Genomic DNA, 15877 nt, shown 5'->3' with positions numbered 1-15877 from the left:
GGCGATCAGTCTCCCGGCAGTCGCGGTTCAGATACAGCGCCCGCCATCGACCTCCAGCGCCACGCCGGTGATGAAGGCGGCCTCGTCCGAGGCAAGCCAGAGTGCAGCGTTGGCGATGTCGAGCGGCGTCGAGAGACGGCCGAGCGGGATCGAGGCACGGAACTTTTCGCGGATCTCGGGCGTGTCGGCGCCCATGAATTTCTCCAGCATGCCGGTCTCGCCGGCGACGGGACAGAGGCAGTTGACGCGGATGTTCTTAGGCGCCAGCTCGACCGCCATCGATTTGGTCGCGATGATCGCCCAGCCTTTCGAGGCGTTGTACCAGGTGAGACCGGGCCTGGGCCTGAGACCGGCGGTCGAGGCGGTGGTCAGGATGACGCCGCCGCCTTGCCGCTCCATGATCGGCACCACGGCGAGAGCAGCGTGATAGATCGCCTTCATGTTGACGGCGGTGATCAGGTCGAAGGTCTCCTCGCTGACGTCGAGCATGTCGCCGTTGCGGTGCGTGTAACCGGCATTGTTGACCATGATGTCGATGCGGCCGAAGGCGTTCTTTGCGGCATAGACCATCTCATCGAATTCGGACCGCAGCGAAACGTCGGTCTGGGTCCAAATCGCGGCCTTGCCGATCTCGGCGGCGACGCGTTCGGCGCCTTTGGCGTTGAGGTCGGCGACAACGATTTTGGCGCCTTCCTCGGCAAATCGCCTGGCCATGCCTTCGCCGAAGCCCGACGCCGCACCCGTGATGATGGCGACCTTGTTTTCCAGGCGCATGCTTTTCTCACCCATGATGAAGACTACTCATTGCGCCGGCCACAACCCTCGAAAGATGTGCAGCAAACGCCAATTTCTCCTTTGGCTTTCGTCACAATCCCGCTCTATGTTGCAGGTGCGAAGGCTCCCGGAACCATCGTCCGTCGACAGACCTCCGGCTTGTGCCAGTGTCAAGGGGCACGCTCCAGCACTTAGGATGTGACACCATGGCACTGGAAAATTTAAATCGATTAGATTATATCAGCCCCGTCAATGCGACCGGCGCCAACGCGGACAGACCATGACCAGCCAGATTATTCCCGTCGATCCTTTCGACTTCATCATTTTCGGCGGCACCGGCGACCTGTCGGAACGCAAGCTCCTGCCCTCGCTCTACCATCGCCAGCGCGACCACCAGTTTTCCGAACCGACCCGGATCATCGGCACCTCGCGCTCGAAGATGACCGACGAGGAATTCCAGGCCTTCGCCAAGCAGGCGATTTCTGATCATGTGAAACCAGCCGATATCGACGCCAAGGAGCTGAAGACCTTTCTGGCGCGGCTGTCCTATGTCTCGGCCGACGCGACCACGGGGGCCGGCTTCGACAAGCTCAAAAAGGCGATTGGCGATAGCGACCGCATCCGCGCCTTTTATCTGGCGGTTGCTCCGGCGCTGTTCGGCGATATCTCGCACAAGCTGAAAGAGCACAATCTGATCACGCCGAATTCGCGCATCGTGCTGGAAAAGCCGATCGGGCGCGACCTCGCATCGGCGCGCGCGCTCAACGATTTGGTCGGCGACGATTTCCACGAAAGCCAGATCTTCCGCATCGACCACTATCTCGGCAAGGAGACGGTGCAGAACCTGATGGCGCTGCGTTTCGCCAATGCACTTTACGAGCCGCTGTGGAATTCGGCCAATGTCGACCATGTGCAGATCACGGTCGCCGAAACGGTCGGCCTGGAAGATCGCGTCACCTACTACGACAAGGCCGGCGCGTTGCGCGACATGGTGCAGAACCACATGCTGCAGCTTCTGTGCCTGGTCGCCATGGAGGCGCCTTCGTCAATGGACGCCGACGCGGTGCGCGACGAGAAGCTGAAGGTGCTCAGGGCACTGAAGCGCGTCAACGGCAACGAGGCGCCGAAGCACACGGTGCGCGGCCAGTATCGCGCCGGAGCCTCGGCCGGCGGGCCGGTGAAAGGCTATGTCGAGGAACTCGGCAAGGACAGCAACACCGAGACCTTCGTCGCCATCAAGGCCGAGATCGGCAACTGGCGCTGGTCGGGCGTTCCGTTCTATCTGCGGACCGGCAAAAGGCTGGCGACCCGGGTTTCGGAAATCGTCATCGAGTTCAAGCCGATCCCGCATTCGATCTTCGGCGACAGCGCCGGGCCGATCTTCGCCAACCAGCTGGTCATCAGGCTGCAGCCCGACGAAGGCGTCAAGCAGTTCATCATGATCAAGGATCCCGGTCCGGGCGGCATGCGGCTGCGCCAGATCCCGCTCGACATGAGCTTCGCGCAATCCTTCGACGGCCGCGCGCCGGACGCCTATGAGCGGCTGATCATGGATGTCGTGCGCGGCAACCAGACGCTGTTCATGCGCCGCGACGAGGTCGAGGCGGCATGGAAATGGATCGATCCGATCCAGAACGCCTGGGAAAGCGCCAGGCAGGAGGCGCAAGGCTATACGGCCGGCACATGGGGGCCATCGGCCTCGATTGCGCTGATCGAACGCGACGGGCGGACATGGCACGAGAGCAATTGAACGGCGCCAGCTACAACTGGAACGGCTTCGCCGATCGCCCGGAGCTGGCGGCGGCACTCGCCGGCCATGTCGCGGAACGCCTGACCAAGGCGATCGCCGAGCGCGGCACAGGGCTGCTCGCCGTCTCCGGCGGCACGACGCCGGCGAAGTTCTTCGCTGCGCTCTCTCATATTCCGATCGCCTGGGACAAGGTCACGGTGACGCTGGTCGACGAGCGTTTCGTGCCGGCCTCCTCGCCGCGCTCTAATGCCGGACTGGTGGCCGCCAACCTGCTGCAGAACGCGGCCGCCGCCGCACATTTCGTGCCGCTCTACCATGAGGCGACAGGCATCGAGACCGCCGCGGCGTCCGACGACGCGGCATTGCAGTCGCTGCCCTGGCCGCTCGACATCGTCGTGCTCGGCATGGGAGGCGACGGCCACACCGCCTCGTTCTTTCCCGACGCGGACGACCTGGCGACATTGCTCGACCCGTCCTCACCAAGGATCGTGCTGCCGGTCCACGCAGCCAGCGCCGGCGAGCCGCGGCTGACGCTGTCGCTGGCACGCATCGTTGCCGCCGGCTTCATCGCGCTCCACATAGAGGGCCAGGAAAAACGCAGCGCCTTCGAGAACGCCGTGGCGCCGGGACCGCAAAAGCCGATCCGCGCCGTGCTCGAGGCGGCACCCAGGGCCGTAGAGGTTTACTGGGCACCCTGATTTTCAACTCGCCAATGGTCCCGGCAGACGGTGGGAGGATGTTTTCCGGGACTTGAAAGGACCGACCGCCATGACAGCCAGACGCGACATCGAAGCCATCACCGAACGGATCCGCCAGCGCTCCAAGCCAGGCCGCGAACGTTATCTCGGCCGCATCGCCGAGGCCTCGAACCGCACCGCCAATCGGGCGGTGCTGTCCTGCGGCAACCTCGCGCATGGCTTTGCCGTCTGCAGCCCGTCGGAAAAGGTGGCGCTTGGCGGCGACCGGGTGCCGAACCTAGGCATCATCACCTCCTACAACGACATGCTGTCGGCGCATCAGCCGTTCGAGACGTTTCCGGCGCTGATCAAGGAAGCGGCGCGCGAGGCCGGCGGTATCGCCCAGGTGGCCGGCGGCGTGCCGGCGATGTGCGATGGCGTCACGCAGGGACAGCCCGGCATGGAGTTGTCGCTGTTTTCGCGCGACGTGATCGCCATGGCGGCCGCGGTCGGCCTCTCGCACAACATGTTCGACGCTGCCGTCTATCTCGGCGTCTGCGACAAGATCGTGCCGGGGCTGGTGATCGCCGCACTCACTTTCGGCCACCTGCCGGCGGTGTTCGTGCCGGCCGGACCGATGACGACAGGCCTGCCCAACGACGAAAAGGCCAAGGTCCGCCAGCTCTTTGCCGAGGGCAAGGCCGGGCGGGCCGAGCTGCTCGAGGCTGAGTCCAAATCCTATCACGGGCCGGGCACCTGCACCTTCTACGGCACCGCCAACTCCAATCAGATGCTGATGGAGATCATGGGCCTGCATACGCCGGGCGCCTCCTTCGTCAATCCTGGCACGCCGCTGCGCGACGCGCTGACCCGCGAGGCGACGAAGCGGGCGCTGGCGATCACCGCGCTCGGCAATGCCTATACGCCGGTCGGCCGCATGATCGATGAGCGCTCGATCGTCAACGGCGTCGTCGGCCTGCACGCCACCGGCGGTTCGACCAACCACACCATCCATTTGATCGCCATGGCGGCGGCCGCTGGTATCGCGCTGACCTGGCAGGATATTTCCGACCTTTCGGAAGCCGTGCCGCTTTTGGCGCGGGTCTATCCGAACGGCCTTGCCGACGTGAACCATTTCCACGCGGCGGGCGGGTTGGGCTTCCTGATCCGCGAACTGCTCGACGAAGGCATCCTGCACGAGGACGTGCAGACGGTGTGGGGCGAAGGTCTCAGGCCTTATGCGGTCGAGGCCAGGCTCGGCGAAGACGGCAGCGTGGTGCGCGAGGCCTCGCCGCTGGAAAGCGGCGACGAAAAAGTTCTGGCGCCGTTCGCCAAGGCGTTCCAGCCGACCGGCGGGTTGAAGGTGCTTGCGGGCAATCTCGGCCACGCCGTCATCAAGACGTCCGCGGTGAAGCCGGAGCGGCGCCTCATCGAGGCGCCGGCCAAAGTCTTCGACAGCCAGCAAGGGCTGAACGAGGCGTTCAAGGCCGGTACTTTGACCGGCGATTTCATCGCCGTCATCCGCTTCCAGGGGCCGAAGGCCAATGGCATGCCGGAATTGCACAAATTGACCACCGTGCTCGGCATCCTGCAGGATCGCGGCCAGCGCGTGGCGCTGGTCACCGACGGGCGCATGTCGGGCGCCTCCGGCAAGGTGCCGGCAGCGATCCATGTGACGCCGGAGGCGGTCGAGGACGGGCCTATCGCCAGGATCCATGAGGGCGACATCATCCGCCTCGACGCCGATGCCGGCACGCTGGAAGTGCTGGTGCCGGGGACGGAATTCGCCCTGCGCCGCACGGCGGACGCCGACCTGATCGGCAATGAATTCGGTTTCGGCCGCGAGCTGTTCGCTGGGTTCCGGCAACTGGTCGGCCGCGCCGACCATGGCGCCAGCGCCTTCGGGACCGCTTGAAGGACATGAAAAGGGCGGCTTGCGGCCGCCCTTTTTCATTCGCCCATGCGATCTTATTGCACCGTCAGTTCGGATCGCTCGCCGGCCTTGACCGTTACGGTGCCTTCCTTGGAGCTGTTATCCGATTTCTCCGAGACGACGGTGTAGTCGCCCGCCGGTATCGCCGCCTGATACTTCTGGTCGTAGGCATAGCCGAGCGACTTGCGGTTGCCGTTGATGTCCTTCTCCATCTCGAAAATCTCGATCTTCGAGGCTCCGGGTGCGGTGATCGCCAGCACGCCGGCATTCAACGCAATTTTCACATCCTGAAGCTCGCCGACCTTGACGGTGAACGGTTGCTCAACGACGGCGAGATCGACCGTCGCAATCAACACATAGTCATCCGACGGCAGATCGAACTTGCTGTCGGGCCCGTAGGAATAGGTCACCTCATCCCTGGTTCCGTCGATCTTCTTTTTCGCCTTGAGCACCTTGAAGCCGATGCCTGACGCGTCCGCCTTGTCGCCGCCGGCGGTATAATAGGCGTTGGCGACGACATGGCCGACACCGGCGATCATGTCCTTTTCCACGGTCTTGCCGGCAGCCAGCGCAATCGTCTCGGTCACCGCGCCCTGCCCGATCGTGACGGTCACCTTCTCGTCGCCGGCCGGCAACACGACTTTCGTGGTCCCGTAGTAGGTCGCAGGGTGATCGGCGCCTGGATAGTCGATGACGACGGCCGCGCCATCGACGACATCCGCCCCCGGGCTCGGCCGCGGATGAATGATGAGCGTGCCGGCATTCAAGGTGAAGAGCGGCTTGTAGACCTGGCCCGCCTCGATCTTGATCTTCTGCTCGACCCTGGCCTCGCCTTCCTGTGCGACGACAACGTAGTCGCCCAGCTCCAGATTGCCCTTGTAGGCGCCATATTGGGTGGTGACGGACTCGCCGCGCGTGCCGTCGGACCCAGCCTTGTAGATCTCCCAGGCATTGCCGTCGGTGATCGGATCGCCACCTTCGGCCATGACGACTGTCGGGATGAAATTGAACTCCGGCTTGGCAGGCTCTGGCGCTGGCGGCGGTTCGGGGGCCGGCGCGGGTTCGGGCGCCGGTGCTGGCGCCGCCACGGTCTCGACCAGCGCGTCCTGCAGCGCTTTCTCATCGGAGGCCTGGATGTATTTGCCGCCGGTATTTTCCGCGAGGCAGGCGATCTGCTTGCCTTCGTCGGCGGTCAGCCCGAAGCCGACGACGTCGGCGGTGAAGTCGATGCCGGACGCTTCCAGCTCCTTGCCGAGCGCGCAAGGATCGCCGCCGCAGGTTTCAAGTCCATCGGTGATGAGGACGACGGTGGCCTTGTCCTCGGTGTATTTCAGCGCCTCGGCCGCCTGCTTGACGGCGGCGGTGAGCGGCGTCTTGCCGAGGAATTTCATGCTGTCGGCGGCGGCCGAAATCGCGCTGGCCGAGCCGGCCTGCGGCGGCACGATCAGTTCGATGTCGTCGCAGCTGCCCTTCTGGCGATGGCCGTAGGCCATGAAGCCGATTTCCGCGTCGGCCGGCACCGACTGCAGCACGTTGCGCAGCGATTCACGGGCGATTTCGAGCTTCGGCCTGCCGTCGATCTGGGCCCACATGGAGCCGGACGCATCGAGAACGATGATGACCTTGCCGGCGGCAAAGCCAACCGAAGTCATCGACAAAAGGAGGATCGCCGCAGCGACGCTCCGCAAAAGTCCCGCCATCAAAATCTCCTGAGATCGCCCTCTGGTCCGCGCCGGAAAGGTATTTGACCCCGCGTCAGGACACAAGTCCGAGACTGCAAGGAGCACGCGTCAATACGTCGTGCGGCGTTCTTCGGAAGGCGGGCGGCCGAATTGCAGCCGGTAGCTCTGGGCAAAATAGGAGTGCGAGGTGAAGCCGGTGGCGATCGCCACGTCGAGGATAGGCATGTTGGTCTGGCGCAGCAATTCGCGCGCCCGCTCGAGCCGCAGCCGCATATAGTAGCGGCCGGGCGTGACGCTGAGATGGCGCAGGAACAGGCGCTCAACCTGGCGTACCGAGAGACCGGCCGATTTGGCGAGTTGCACCGCCGACAGCGGCTCGTCGAGGTGATCGGCCATCAGTTCGACGATGCGCCGCAGCTTCTCCGACTTGCCGGTCAGGTCGCGCTCCGGCCCGACGCGCTGGCGGTCGCCAGCGGAGCGGATGCGCTCGTGCTGGAACTGATTGGCGACGCCGTTGGCGAGGTTGGAGCCGAAATCGCCACGCACGATCTCCAGCATCAGGTCGATCGAGGTGGTGCCGCCGGCGCATGTATAGCGCTTGCGGTCGATTTCGAAGACGTTGCCGGTGCAGTTGATGTCGGGGAAGCGCTCCATGAAGCCGGCGCGGTTCTCCCAGTGGATGGTGCAGCGATAGCCTTCGAGCTGCCCTGCCTCGGCGAGCAGGTAGGAGCCGACCGAGAGCGCGCCGAGCGCGTTGCCGCGCCGGCCCCAGTTGCGCAGCGCCGCCAGCACCTTGCTCTTGCCGGGGAATTCGGTGGTGAGCCCGACCGAGACGAACAGGATGTCGACCGGCGGCAGGTCGGCGACGGCATAATCGATCTTCAGCGGCAGGCCGTTGGAGGCCATGACGGCGTCGCCGTCGGCCGAGACCGTCGTCCAGCCATAGAAATCGCGGCCAAGCAGGCGGTTGGCCGAGCGGAAGGTGTCGATCGCCGCGGCCAGCGAAAACATCGAAAACTTGTCGACCAGCAGGAAGGCAAATTGCCGGCCGCCTTGAACGGGATCGTTCGTGAGCGGCCGTTCGACGGAAGCAGTAAGGTTTGGCAACGCTCAAGCTTTCCGGGTCAGAAGGACGGCCGCTTCATCCCGGCCGCGAGGTAGGCGGAAGCTACAGTGTTGGCCATCAGCATGGCAATGGTCATCGGTCCGACACCGCCGGGAACCGGGGTGATGGCGCCGGCCGCCTGCGCCGCCTCGGCATAGGCGACGTCGCCGACGAGGCGGGTCTTGCCTTCGCCCCTTTCGGGCGCGGCGATGCGATTGATGCCGACATCGATTACGGTGGCGCCCGGCTTGACCCAGTCGCCCTTGACCATTTCGGGCCGGCCGACGGCGGCCACCAGAATGTCGGCGGTGCGGGCGAGCGCCGGCAGGTCCCTGGTGCGGCTGTGCGCGATGGTGACCGTGCAGTTGGCGGCGAGCAGAAGGTTGGCCATCGGCTTGCCGACGATGTTGGAGCGGCCGACGACGACCGCGTTGAGGCCGGACAGGTCCTTGCCGCGCACCCGCTCGATCAAAAGCATCGAGCCGGCCGGCGTGCACGGCACGAAGGCCGTCTCCAGTTCGCCGGTGCCGAGCTTGCCGACATTGATGAAATGGAAGCCGTCGACATCCTTTTCCGGCGCGATGGCCTGGATGATCTTGCCGGAATCGATATGGCCGGGAAGCGGCAGCTGCACCAAAATGCCGTTGACGGCCTGATCGGCATTGAGTTCGCCGATGATCTTGAGCAGCGCCTGTTCGGAGGTGTCGGCCGGCAGAGTGTGCTGGAGCGAATGAAAGCCGCATTCCTTGGCGGTGCGCGACTTGGAGGCGACATAGACCTGGCTTGCCGGATCCTCGCCGACGATCACCACTGCCAGGCCAGGCCTCTCCGCACCCTTGCCCACCAGTTCCGCGGTCAGGGCCTTGACCTTCTGAACCACGTCTTCGGCGACGCTTTTTCCGTCAATCACTTCGGCCATGGACCACCTTCAACACTGTTCTGCCTGGAGCGCGCCTATCCGTGGACGCTCGATCTCTGGTTGCACATCGACGCACCCGAAAACGCCTTGCAGTTTCGGGCACCATGCAGCGCGGCATTTTCACGAAAATTCCAGCGGGCAATCCCGTCAAAACGCCGTCACATGCCGTAAACTCGAAACCGGCCGCTTTTATCGGTTGCCGGGAGTTTTAGAAATAGCGGCGGTTTGAACGGCTTTCGGTCAATTCGCGCACCGCATCGCGGAATTCGCGCAGGCTGTCGCGGATTTCATCGATCCGGGTCTGCTGATCGGCGTCCGGTTCCTGAGGATAGGGTTCCTGCCCAACCGGAGGCATCACTGGCTGTTGATTGGAGTAGCCGTCTGGCGGTGTCTGCGCATGCCTATCCTGCGGATAGTCGGGCTGGCTGGCATCGGAGTAGGCCTCCGCCCGAGGAGCCGGATACATCGACTGGCGCTGAGTATCCTGCTGGTACTTCGGTTGCGGATCTGCGTCCCGTACCGGCTTTGTCGCCTGGGCGATGGGGGGCGAGACGGTCTTGTCGGCACGCATCTCCGCCGCAGGCTTCGGCTGTCTGCTAGGCATGAGCCCGCCTATAGCTGAAAGCAGAGCGCCGATCGGCCCGGACCGTTCGGTTCCATCGTTGATCAGCTGGGGTCTCAAAATCGGCGGTGCAGCCGGCGGCGGTGCAGCCGGTTGACGTGCAGCCGGCGGCGGCGCGGCCCGGTAAGCCTCGTCCTCGAAAGCCGGCCTGCTTTTGTCGGTCTTGCTCCGGGACCGGAATGCCGCGGTTTCGCGCAGGCTCTCATAGGCGCCACGCATGCCGCCGAGGCCGATGCCGGCGGCCAGCCCGAGCAGCAGGCCGGCAAGCGCCACCACGGCGCGCGACGGCCCCTTGGCCTCGAGCGGGGCAAAAGCCTTGGAGATGACGTTGATGTTGGCGGTGTTGATGTCCTTCTGCTCACCGGTCTCCTTGGCGCGCAGCAGATACTGTTCATAGACGGAGCGCTTGGCGGCGGCCTCGCGCTCCAGCTCGCGCATGGTGACGAGATTGTTGTTGACGTCACCGCTCTGGACCTTCGCCTGTGCCAGACGCGAAGCGAGGTCCTGTTCGAGCTGGACCGCGCGCTTCAGGTCGACCTGCAGCGACGAGGCGATGCGCTGCAATTCCCCGGCGATGCGTTCGCGCGACCCGTCAAGCTGGGCACCGAGCGCCTGACGTTCGGGATGACGCGGGCCGAGCCGGACCGCGGCACGATCGGCCTCCTGCTTCAGCGTCGCATATTGCGAGCGCAGTTCGCTCATCGTGTTGGAGTTGATCTCTTCGGGCAAGGTGCCGTTGAGAACGGAATTCACGTTGATCGAACGCGCCGAGGCCGCCCGGGCGTTGAGTTCCAGCGTGCGGGCGCGGGCGACGGAGAGCTGCTCGTTGAGCTTCAGCATCTGATCGTCGCTGATCAAATGGCCCTGCGCGTCGACAAGATCGTGCGTGGCCCTGAAATCCTCGACCTTGCGCTCGGCCGCTTCCACGCCCTTGCGCAATTCGTCAAGCCTGGCCGTCAGTTCGTCGGTGGCGCGGCCGGCGGTGTCGGACTGGATCTGGCCGAAGGTCTGCAGGAAAACGTCGGTCATCGTGTTGGCGATGAGGGCCGATTTCTCGCCATTCTGGGTGGTCGCGCTGACCGAGATGACGAAGGTCTTGCCGCCGCGCTCGACCGAAAGGCTTTCGGCGAGATTGCCGACGGCGAGCGCACGGCGCCGCGCGTCGTCGGCTGCCCCGCCGGCATCGCTGCGCGACAGGATCGAGCGGATGAGCGACATGACGCCGAGGCCGCCACTGCCCGTTCCATTGAACTCGGGATCGTTGGTGAGATTGAGCTTGTCGACGACCTTGTTGAGGACAGTGCCGGAGGTAAGCACGCGAACCTGGTTCTCGACGATGGCGAGCGTCGCATCCGACGCGACCACGTTCTGGGTGAGATCGCGGTCGGTGAGCTTGAGGTCGCGCGGGTCGACGATCAGCTCGGTGGTGGCCTCGTATTTCTTCGGCGTCGACAGGGCGATGCCGACGCCGAGCGCCGCGCCCAGTATCGTCGTCGAGAGGATCAGCAGCTTCGAACGGGCAATGCCGCGAACGACCTGAACCGGATCGATCAGCGGCTTCCATTCCTGTCCGTCGTCATCGTCCCCGGCAGGCCGCCGCTCTTCGCCGGCGTATCGAGGGTCGAAGGCGGCTTTAGAGCGAAAGCCCTGGGAGGGACCGGCGGGTGCTTTGTGCGGTGCGGTCTGCGGGTGGCTGCTTCGAGCCCCCCAATCGTCGTCGGGCAAGGTCTCATCCAACACGGATTCGCCGACGGCCTGATACCGGCCAGGCTCCGCGGCGGCCGAAAGGGGATTCGATCGCGCCTCGCGTTGCGAACGGGCGAGACGGTGGCGGGCGGCCGCATCCTCGCGCCATGCCGGGTCGGCCCGGTCGCCGATCGACACCAGCGACGCGTCGGCCTCGTCCTCGCCACGCATTGCCTGACCGAGCGCCAGCAGGGAGCGCTCGCGCCTCCAGTCGTCTCGGTTTTCCCTGTCGACCATTTTCTTGGAGCTTTACTGTTCGGCGGCTTGGGAAAGGCGGTCGGCCAATCGTTAAGCCACGCTAAACAGGCATAGGAAACAAATGGTTAATTTTCGGATGGGGAAGGCAGAGTTTTCGCGCTTTGATTGCAGGCCTGTCGAGCGCAATCCGGGCGTCCAGAACCGCACGTTAAGCTTTCCGGCCTATGTTCTGCCGGACACATGACCCAAGCCAGCGACATACCGCAAAGGCGGACCCTCGCCCGGATCGGCACCTTCGTGGCCGCACGGCGCAAGCTCGTCATCGACTATGTCTCCGCCATCAGCGGCGCCGGCGGGCGGCTGGTGTTCTCGCTCGCCTATTTCATCGCCTTGGCCAACACGCTGTCCATCGCCGAGTTCGGCATGTTCGCCACCGCATCGGCGGCCGGCGTCATGCTGTCGCGCATCCTCGCCTTCGGCTTCATCTCGGCGCTGTACCGCACCGCCACGATCCGGCCCAATCTGATCGGCACCTTCACCGCCGGCTTCCTGCTGCTTGGCGTTGTGTCGTTGCCGTTGCTGGCCGCCGCCTCGTACGGCGTCTACCTGGTCTTCTTTGCCAGCACCGTGCCGCTGTCGGCCTTCGCGGCCATCGTCTTCGCCGAGGCGCTTTTGTGGCGGCCGGTCGAGGTGGTGCTGATCGTCAACAACGGCCTCGGCAAATTCGGCCGCGCCGCCGTGCTGGCAATCCTGGCGACGGCGTTGCGGGCCGCCGGCGCCGTGCTGTTCATGCTTTCGGCGCAACACACGGTCGGCGTCTGGTCCTGGTACTATATCGGCGCCAATGCCGTTTCGCTGATCATTGCCTTCGGCTTCTTCTATCCGCGCCAGCGGCTGAGGCTGCGCACCGAGCTCTATCTCAGGCGGCTTGCCGATTCGATCTACGTCGCCGGCGCCGAGGTGCTGTTCTACCTGCAGATGGAATTCGACAAGCTGCTGGTGCTGGCCATCGGCGGGCCGCACCTTGCCGGCATCTACGCCATCATCATGCGGCTGGTCGACCTGACGGCGATCCCGATCCGCACCTTCTCGATGATGCTGGTGCAGCGGATGATGCGTGCGCCGGAACTGCTGTCGCGGCTGGCGGTCAAGAGCGGCATCGAGGGCGGCGTGTTCCTGGTCTCGACGCTGGCGCTGGCAGCACTCGGCATCGTGCTGCATTTCTTTCCCAATGCGCTCGGCAGGAATGTCGCGGAGGCGGCGCCGCTGGTGGTGCTGGCGATCTGCGTTCCGGGACTGCGCAATCTGGTCGAATACCAGGCCGAGCTTCTGTTCGCGCGCGGCCAGACGGCGGTCAGGGCGCTCAACCTCGGCCTGCTGGCCGGGCTGAAGGCGGTGCTCTTGACCTATGTGCTGACCGCGATCGCCGACACGCCCAATCTGGTGCTGTCGCTCAACATCGTGTTCCTGCTGCTCTATCTCGCCTCGGCGCTGCTCACCTATTCGGCGATGCGCAGGCCGGCGAAGGCGATCTAAGACTTATCCAGCCCGATCAGACGGCGAATGCGGCCGATATCGGTGCCGATGAAGGACTGCATGCCGATCGCCCCCTGTTGCGGCGCCATGGCAGCGACGAAGCGGCGGAACTCGTCGTCCGACAGCGCCTCGCCGGTCCAGTGGACGCGACAGAACTCTTCCGAACCGTGGAAATGGCCAGCACCATCCAGCACCTCGTCGACATAGCGACCGTAGATCATGCATTCGGAGAATTTTCTTTTCGAGCCGACGACCTCGACCCAGTTGCGGCCGTGGGCTTTCTCGATCCGCGCGCACATCGCCGTCACGGCCTCGCGGCGCCAGGCGATCAGCGTCGAGATGTAGTCGTGGGTCGAAACCTTGGATTTGTCGATGCCGAGCGCCGAACCGGCGTTGCGCGACCAGATGCGGTGTTCCTCATGCCCGTCGATCGCCAGGACGCCGTTGCGCCGGAACAGCCGCACCTTGCCGTCGTGCCAGAAGGCGCTGAGATCGAACGGCTTGACGAAGGCTACGTCGGAATCGCAGAAGACTAGCACGTCCTCCTTCGCATGCGCCGCGACGGCGATGCGGCGAAGCTGCTGTACATGCCAGCCGCGCAGCGGCTGGGTCTTCAGGCTGAGCCAGATGCGGCGGCGAAACAGGCTTGCCGGATCGTCGACGACCCGCAGCCAGCGCGGCAGGAGATCCCGCTCGTCGACGACGGTGCGGCTGCCGGTCTCCAATTGGCGAAACAGCGCAACGTCGCGGTGCTCGACCAGGATGTAGTGATGCGCGACACCGGAGACTTGGCGGTCCATCGTTTCGCACAACAGACGGCAGCGTTCGAAATCCGGCGCATAGCTGGCTGTCACGACCGCGGCCGTCGGTGTCCGCCGCAACCGATCGGACCCTGCGGTGGCGTCAGGCACGAACCGGCTGTTCAATGGTTTGCTCCGGGGCCTGCTCCGGCGCCCGAGAGCTTCTGCCCGACGACGCGCCACAGGAACAACGGGTTGCCGACCACGTAGCGGCGCCAAAGGCGGCCCGGTTCGATCCACAGGCGAAACAGCCATTCTAGCCGCAGACGGCGCATCCACAGCGGCGCCCGCGGCACCGTGCCGCTGAGGAAATCGAGCAGTGCTCCGACAGCGATCGGCAGAGTACAATGGCGATGATCTATGTGGCGCGCGATCCACAATTCCTGGCGCGGCACGCCCATGGCGACGAGCAGCACGTCCGGCCGCAGTTTCGCTATTCCATCGACGATCGACGGCTCCTCGGCGGCGGAGAAATAGCCGTCATGGATGACCACGAATTTGTGCTGCATGGCCAGCGCCGAAAGCTTGGACGATGCCGCCTCGGCGTTGACGCGCGTCGCGCCGAGCAAGCCGACGGTCAACGGCCGTGACGATGCCTGCAGGAAGGCCGGGATGAAATCGGTGCCGTTGAGATTGTCCGGGAACGGCGCGCCGTAAAGCAGCTTGGACGCCATGTCGACACCGACGCCGTCGGGCAGGATGAGAAAGTCGTCGAGCACTTCGGCAAAGACCGGGTCGCTAAAGGCGATGTTGGCGTTGTGCGCGTTGAGGAAGCTGACCTTGGTGAAGCGCCGCTCGGCGATCAGCCGTGCAAGCAGGGCGATGGCGTCGTCCCAACGGATGGCGAGAACCGGAATGCCGAGGATCGTCTTCAACGTGTCGCGCCCGATGGCGGCGCGGGCGGTGTGCATATTCATGCAAACACCTCCTGTCTGACCGGACCAAGCTTGTTCATGCCAAGCCTTATCGCGGCGTCGAGCGCCTTCACCTGCCGGCGATGGAAAGCGCCGCCGTCGACGTCCCTGACAGCGGATGCGGCAACTTCGAGCGCCGCGGCGAAGACGACGGGATCGTCGGTCACGACGCAATTGTCCGGCCGGTGATCGATGCCGCGCAGCGAACGGCTGGTGGCGACGGAGGGCAGGCCGAGCTCGAAGGTCTCGATGGTCTTCAACTGTACGCCGCTGCCGGCCGTGCTGATCAGCGGGATGACGGCGCCAGTGCGCACGAAGGCCTGTGCGTCCGGCACGCGGCCGACGAATTCGACACCGGGATGCGTGGACGTGATGCCGGACGGCATGCCGCCGGCGATCCTGATGCGGAAGTCGCGTCTCAGATGCGGCACGACCTTGTCCAGGAACCAATCGAGCCCGATGCGGTTCGGCTGCCAGGTCCAGGTGCCGATCAGCGCTGCGTCGCATTCAATGCGGCGCCGCTGGCCTGTTCCTGCCGGCGCATCGGCGCGGGTCACCAGCGGCAGCACCACCGAGCGATCATCGGTGGCGACGCCAAGCGCGGCGCGGTCTTCCCCGGCCAAGGTGAAGACGAAGCGCGCGCGGCGGCAGAGCCGCTCTTCCATGGTCTCGAGCAACCTCGCCTCGCGGCGAAACAGCAGGCGCTGGAAAGCGCTGCCCGCGGCGGCCGCATTCTCCTGCGCCGACCGATGCTCGACATTGTGGGCGACGAAGATCGAGGGGCGGTCGCCGAACAGCTTTTCGAAGGCGCCAGCGAACTGCACCGAGTTGAGCACATAGCCGTCAAACGGCCCGGCACGTTCCACGGCGGCGCGGACTTCCGCGTCGGAGACCACGCGCAGCTTGACCGATGCGAAGGTGAGACCCGACAGCACCGCCCTGGCGACCCAGGCGAGCTTCTGCAGTGGCGAGGCGCTCTCCGTGCGCACGTCGACGGCGCCAAGCACGATTGTGTTTTCCGGATCGGCGGCAGGCTCTCCCGGCCAGGTGAAGCCGATCACGGTGACGCGCGCGCCGGCGCGCCGCAAAGCAGCGATGATCGCAGCGTTGGCGATCTCGTAGCCCGAAGCGAGAGCGCCGTCGGGCACGATCGATGTGGCGAACAGCAGATGCATCTCACCTATCCAGTGCAGCCCAGATAGCAAAGCGGGGTGAACCCTT

12 protein-coding genes are annotated in these 15877 nt (G+C 64.9%); 4 read left to right on the top strand and 8 right to left on the bottom strand.

The window, feature by feature from the left end; all coding sequences use genetic code 11:
• Positions 1 to 27: 27 nt before the first annotated feature.
• Entirely contained in the window at positions 28 to 774 is a 747-nt protein-coding gene (locus ACSQ3Z_RS08555; RefSeq protein ID WP_436171872.1) for an SDR family oxidoreductase, read from the bottom strand.
• 280 nt (positions 775 to 1054) lie between these two features.
• Here ACSQ3Z_RS08555 and zwf point away from each other — a divergent pair, with 280 nt between their 5' ends.
• From zwf to edd, 3 genes are all read left to right on the top strand, one after another.
• Entirely contained in the window at positions 1055 to 2524 is a 1470-nt protein-coding gene (gene zwf / locus ACSQ3Z_RS08550) for a glucose-6-phosphate dehydrogenase (protein ID WP_006202754.1), read from the top strand.
• Positions 2506 to 3222: a 6-phosphogluconolactonase gene (pgl, locus tag ACSQ3Z_RS08545; protein ID WP_436170860.1), complete on the top strand. Its 717-nt coding sequence runs from the start codon at positions 2506 to 2508 to the stop codon at positions 3220 to 3222. The genes zwf and pgl overlap by 19 nt, the downstream gene beginning before the upstream one ends.
• A gap of 70 nt (positions 3223 to 3292) precedes the next feature.
• Positions 3293 to 5116 carry a phosphogluconate dehydratase gene (gene edd, locus ACSQ3Z_RS08540; protein WP_436170859.1) on the top strand — a complete coding sequence of 608 codons (1824 nt, stop codon included), beginning with the start codon at positions 3293 to 3295 and terminating at the stop codon, positions 5114 to 5116.
• Positions 5117 to 5169: 53 nt separating this feature from the next.
• Here edd and ACSQ3Z_RS08535 read toward each other — a convergent pair whose 3' ends face one another.
• From ACSQ3Z_RS08535 to ACSQ3Z_RS08520, 4 genes are all read right to left on the bottom strand, one after another.
• Positions 5170 to 6834, bottom strand: a complete 1665-nt coding sequence (locus tag ACSQ3Z_RS08535) for a vWA domain-containing protein (protein ID WP_436170858.1) — start codon at positions 6832 to 6834, stop codon at positions 5170 to 5172.
• 90 nt (positions 6835 to 6924) lie between these two features.
• Positions 6925 to 7923 carry a GlxA family transcriptional regulator gene (locus tag ACSQ3Z_RS08530; RefSeq protein ID WP_436170857.1) on the bottom strand — a complete coding sequence of 333 codons (999 nt, stop codon included), beginning with the start codon at positions 7921 to 7923 and terminating at the stop codon, positions 6925 to 6927.
• Between the two features lie 17 nt (positions 7924 to 7940).
• Positions 7941 to 8840 (bottom strand): bifunctional methylenetetrahydrofolate dehydrogenase/methenyltetrahydrofolate cyclohydrolase FolD, encoded by a 900-nt coding sequence (gene folD / locus ACSQ3Z_RS08525; RefSeq protein WP_436170856.1) that lies wholly within the window; start codon positions 8838 to 8840, stop codon positions 7941 to 7943.
• A 208-nt stretch (positions 8841 to 9048) separates the two neighbouring features.
• Complete coding sequence (locus tag ACSQ3Z_RS08520; protein ID WP_436170855.1) at positions 9049 to 11445, bottom strand: Wzz/FepE/Etk N-terminal domain-containing protein; 2397 nt, start codon at positions 11443 to 11445, stop codon at positions 9049 to 9051.
• Positions 11446 to 11646: 201 nt separating this feature from the next.
• On the opposite strand from ACSQ3Z_RS08520, the gene ACSQ3Z_RS08515 reads away from it, so the two are divergent.
• Entirely contained in the window at positions 11647 to 12942 is a 1296-nt protein-coding gene (locus ACSQ3Z_RS08515; RefSeq protein ID WP_436170854.1) for a lipopolysaccharide biosynthesis protein, read from the top strand.
• Here ACSQ3Z_RS08515 and ACSQ3Z_RS08510 read toward each other — a convergent pair.
• From ACSQ3Z_RS08510 to ACSQ3Z_RS08500, 3 genes are read right to left on the bottom strand one after another with little or no spacing between them, the layout of a single operon-like run.
• Positions 12939 to 13868 carry a DUF6492 family protein gene (locus tag ACSQ3Z_RS08510; RefSeq protein ID WP_436170853.1) on the bottom strand — a complete coding sequence of 310 codons (930 nt, stop codon included), beginning with the start codon at positions 13866 to 13868 and terminating at the stop codon, positions 12939 to 12941. The two genes, ACSQ3Z_RS08515 and ACSQ3Z_RS08510, sit on opposite strands and share 4 nt — an antisense overlap.
• Positions 13865 to 14659, bottom strand: coding sequence for a WecB/TagA/CpsF family glycosyltransferase (locus ACSQ3Z_RS08505; protein WP_436170852.1), 795 nt, complete (start codon positions 14657 to 14659; stop codon positions 13865 to 13867). The genes ACSQ3Z_RS08510 and ACSQ3Z_RS08505 overlap by 4 nt, the downstream gene beginning before the upstream one ends.
• Positions 14656 to 15831, bottom strand: coding sequence for a glycosyltransferase family 4 protein (locus ACSQ3Z_RS08500; RefSeq protein ID WP_436170851.1), 1176 nt, complete (start codon positions 15829 to 15831; stop codon positions 14656 to 14658). Before ACSQ3Z_RS08500 ends, ACSQ3Z_RS08505 begins: the two co-directional genes overlap by 4 nt.
• Positions 15832 to 15877 lie beyond the last annotated feature (46 nt).

It is taken from the genome of Mesorhizobium sp. LjNodule214 (genome assembly GCF_964252735.1).
Lineage (GTDB): Bacteria > Pseudomonadota > Alphaproteobacteria > Rhizobiales > Rhizobiaceae > Mesorhizobium.
The sequence above is the reverse complement of the archived record's forward strand: the minus strand, read 5'-3'. Positions and strand labels throughout refer to the sequence as shown.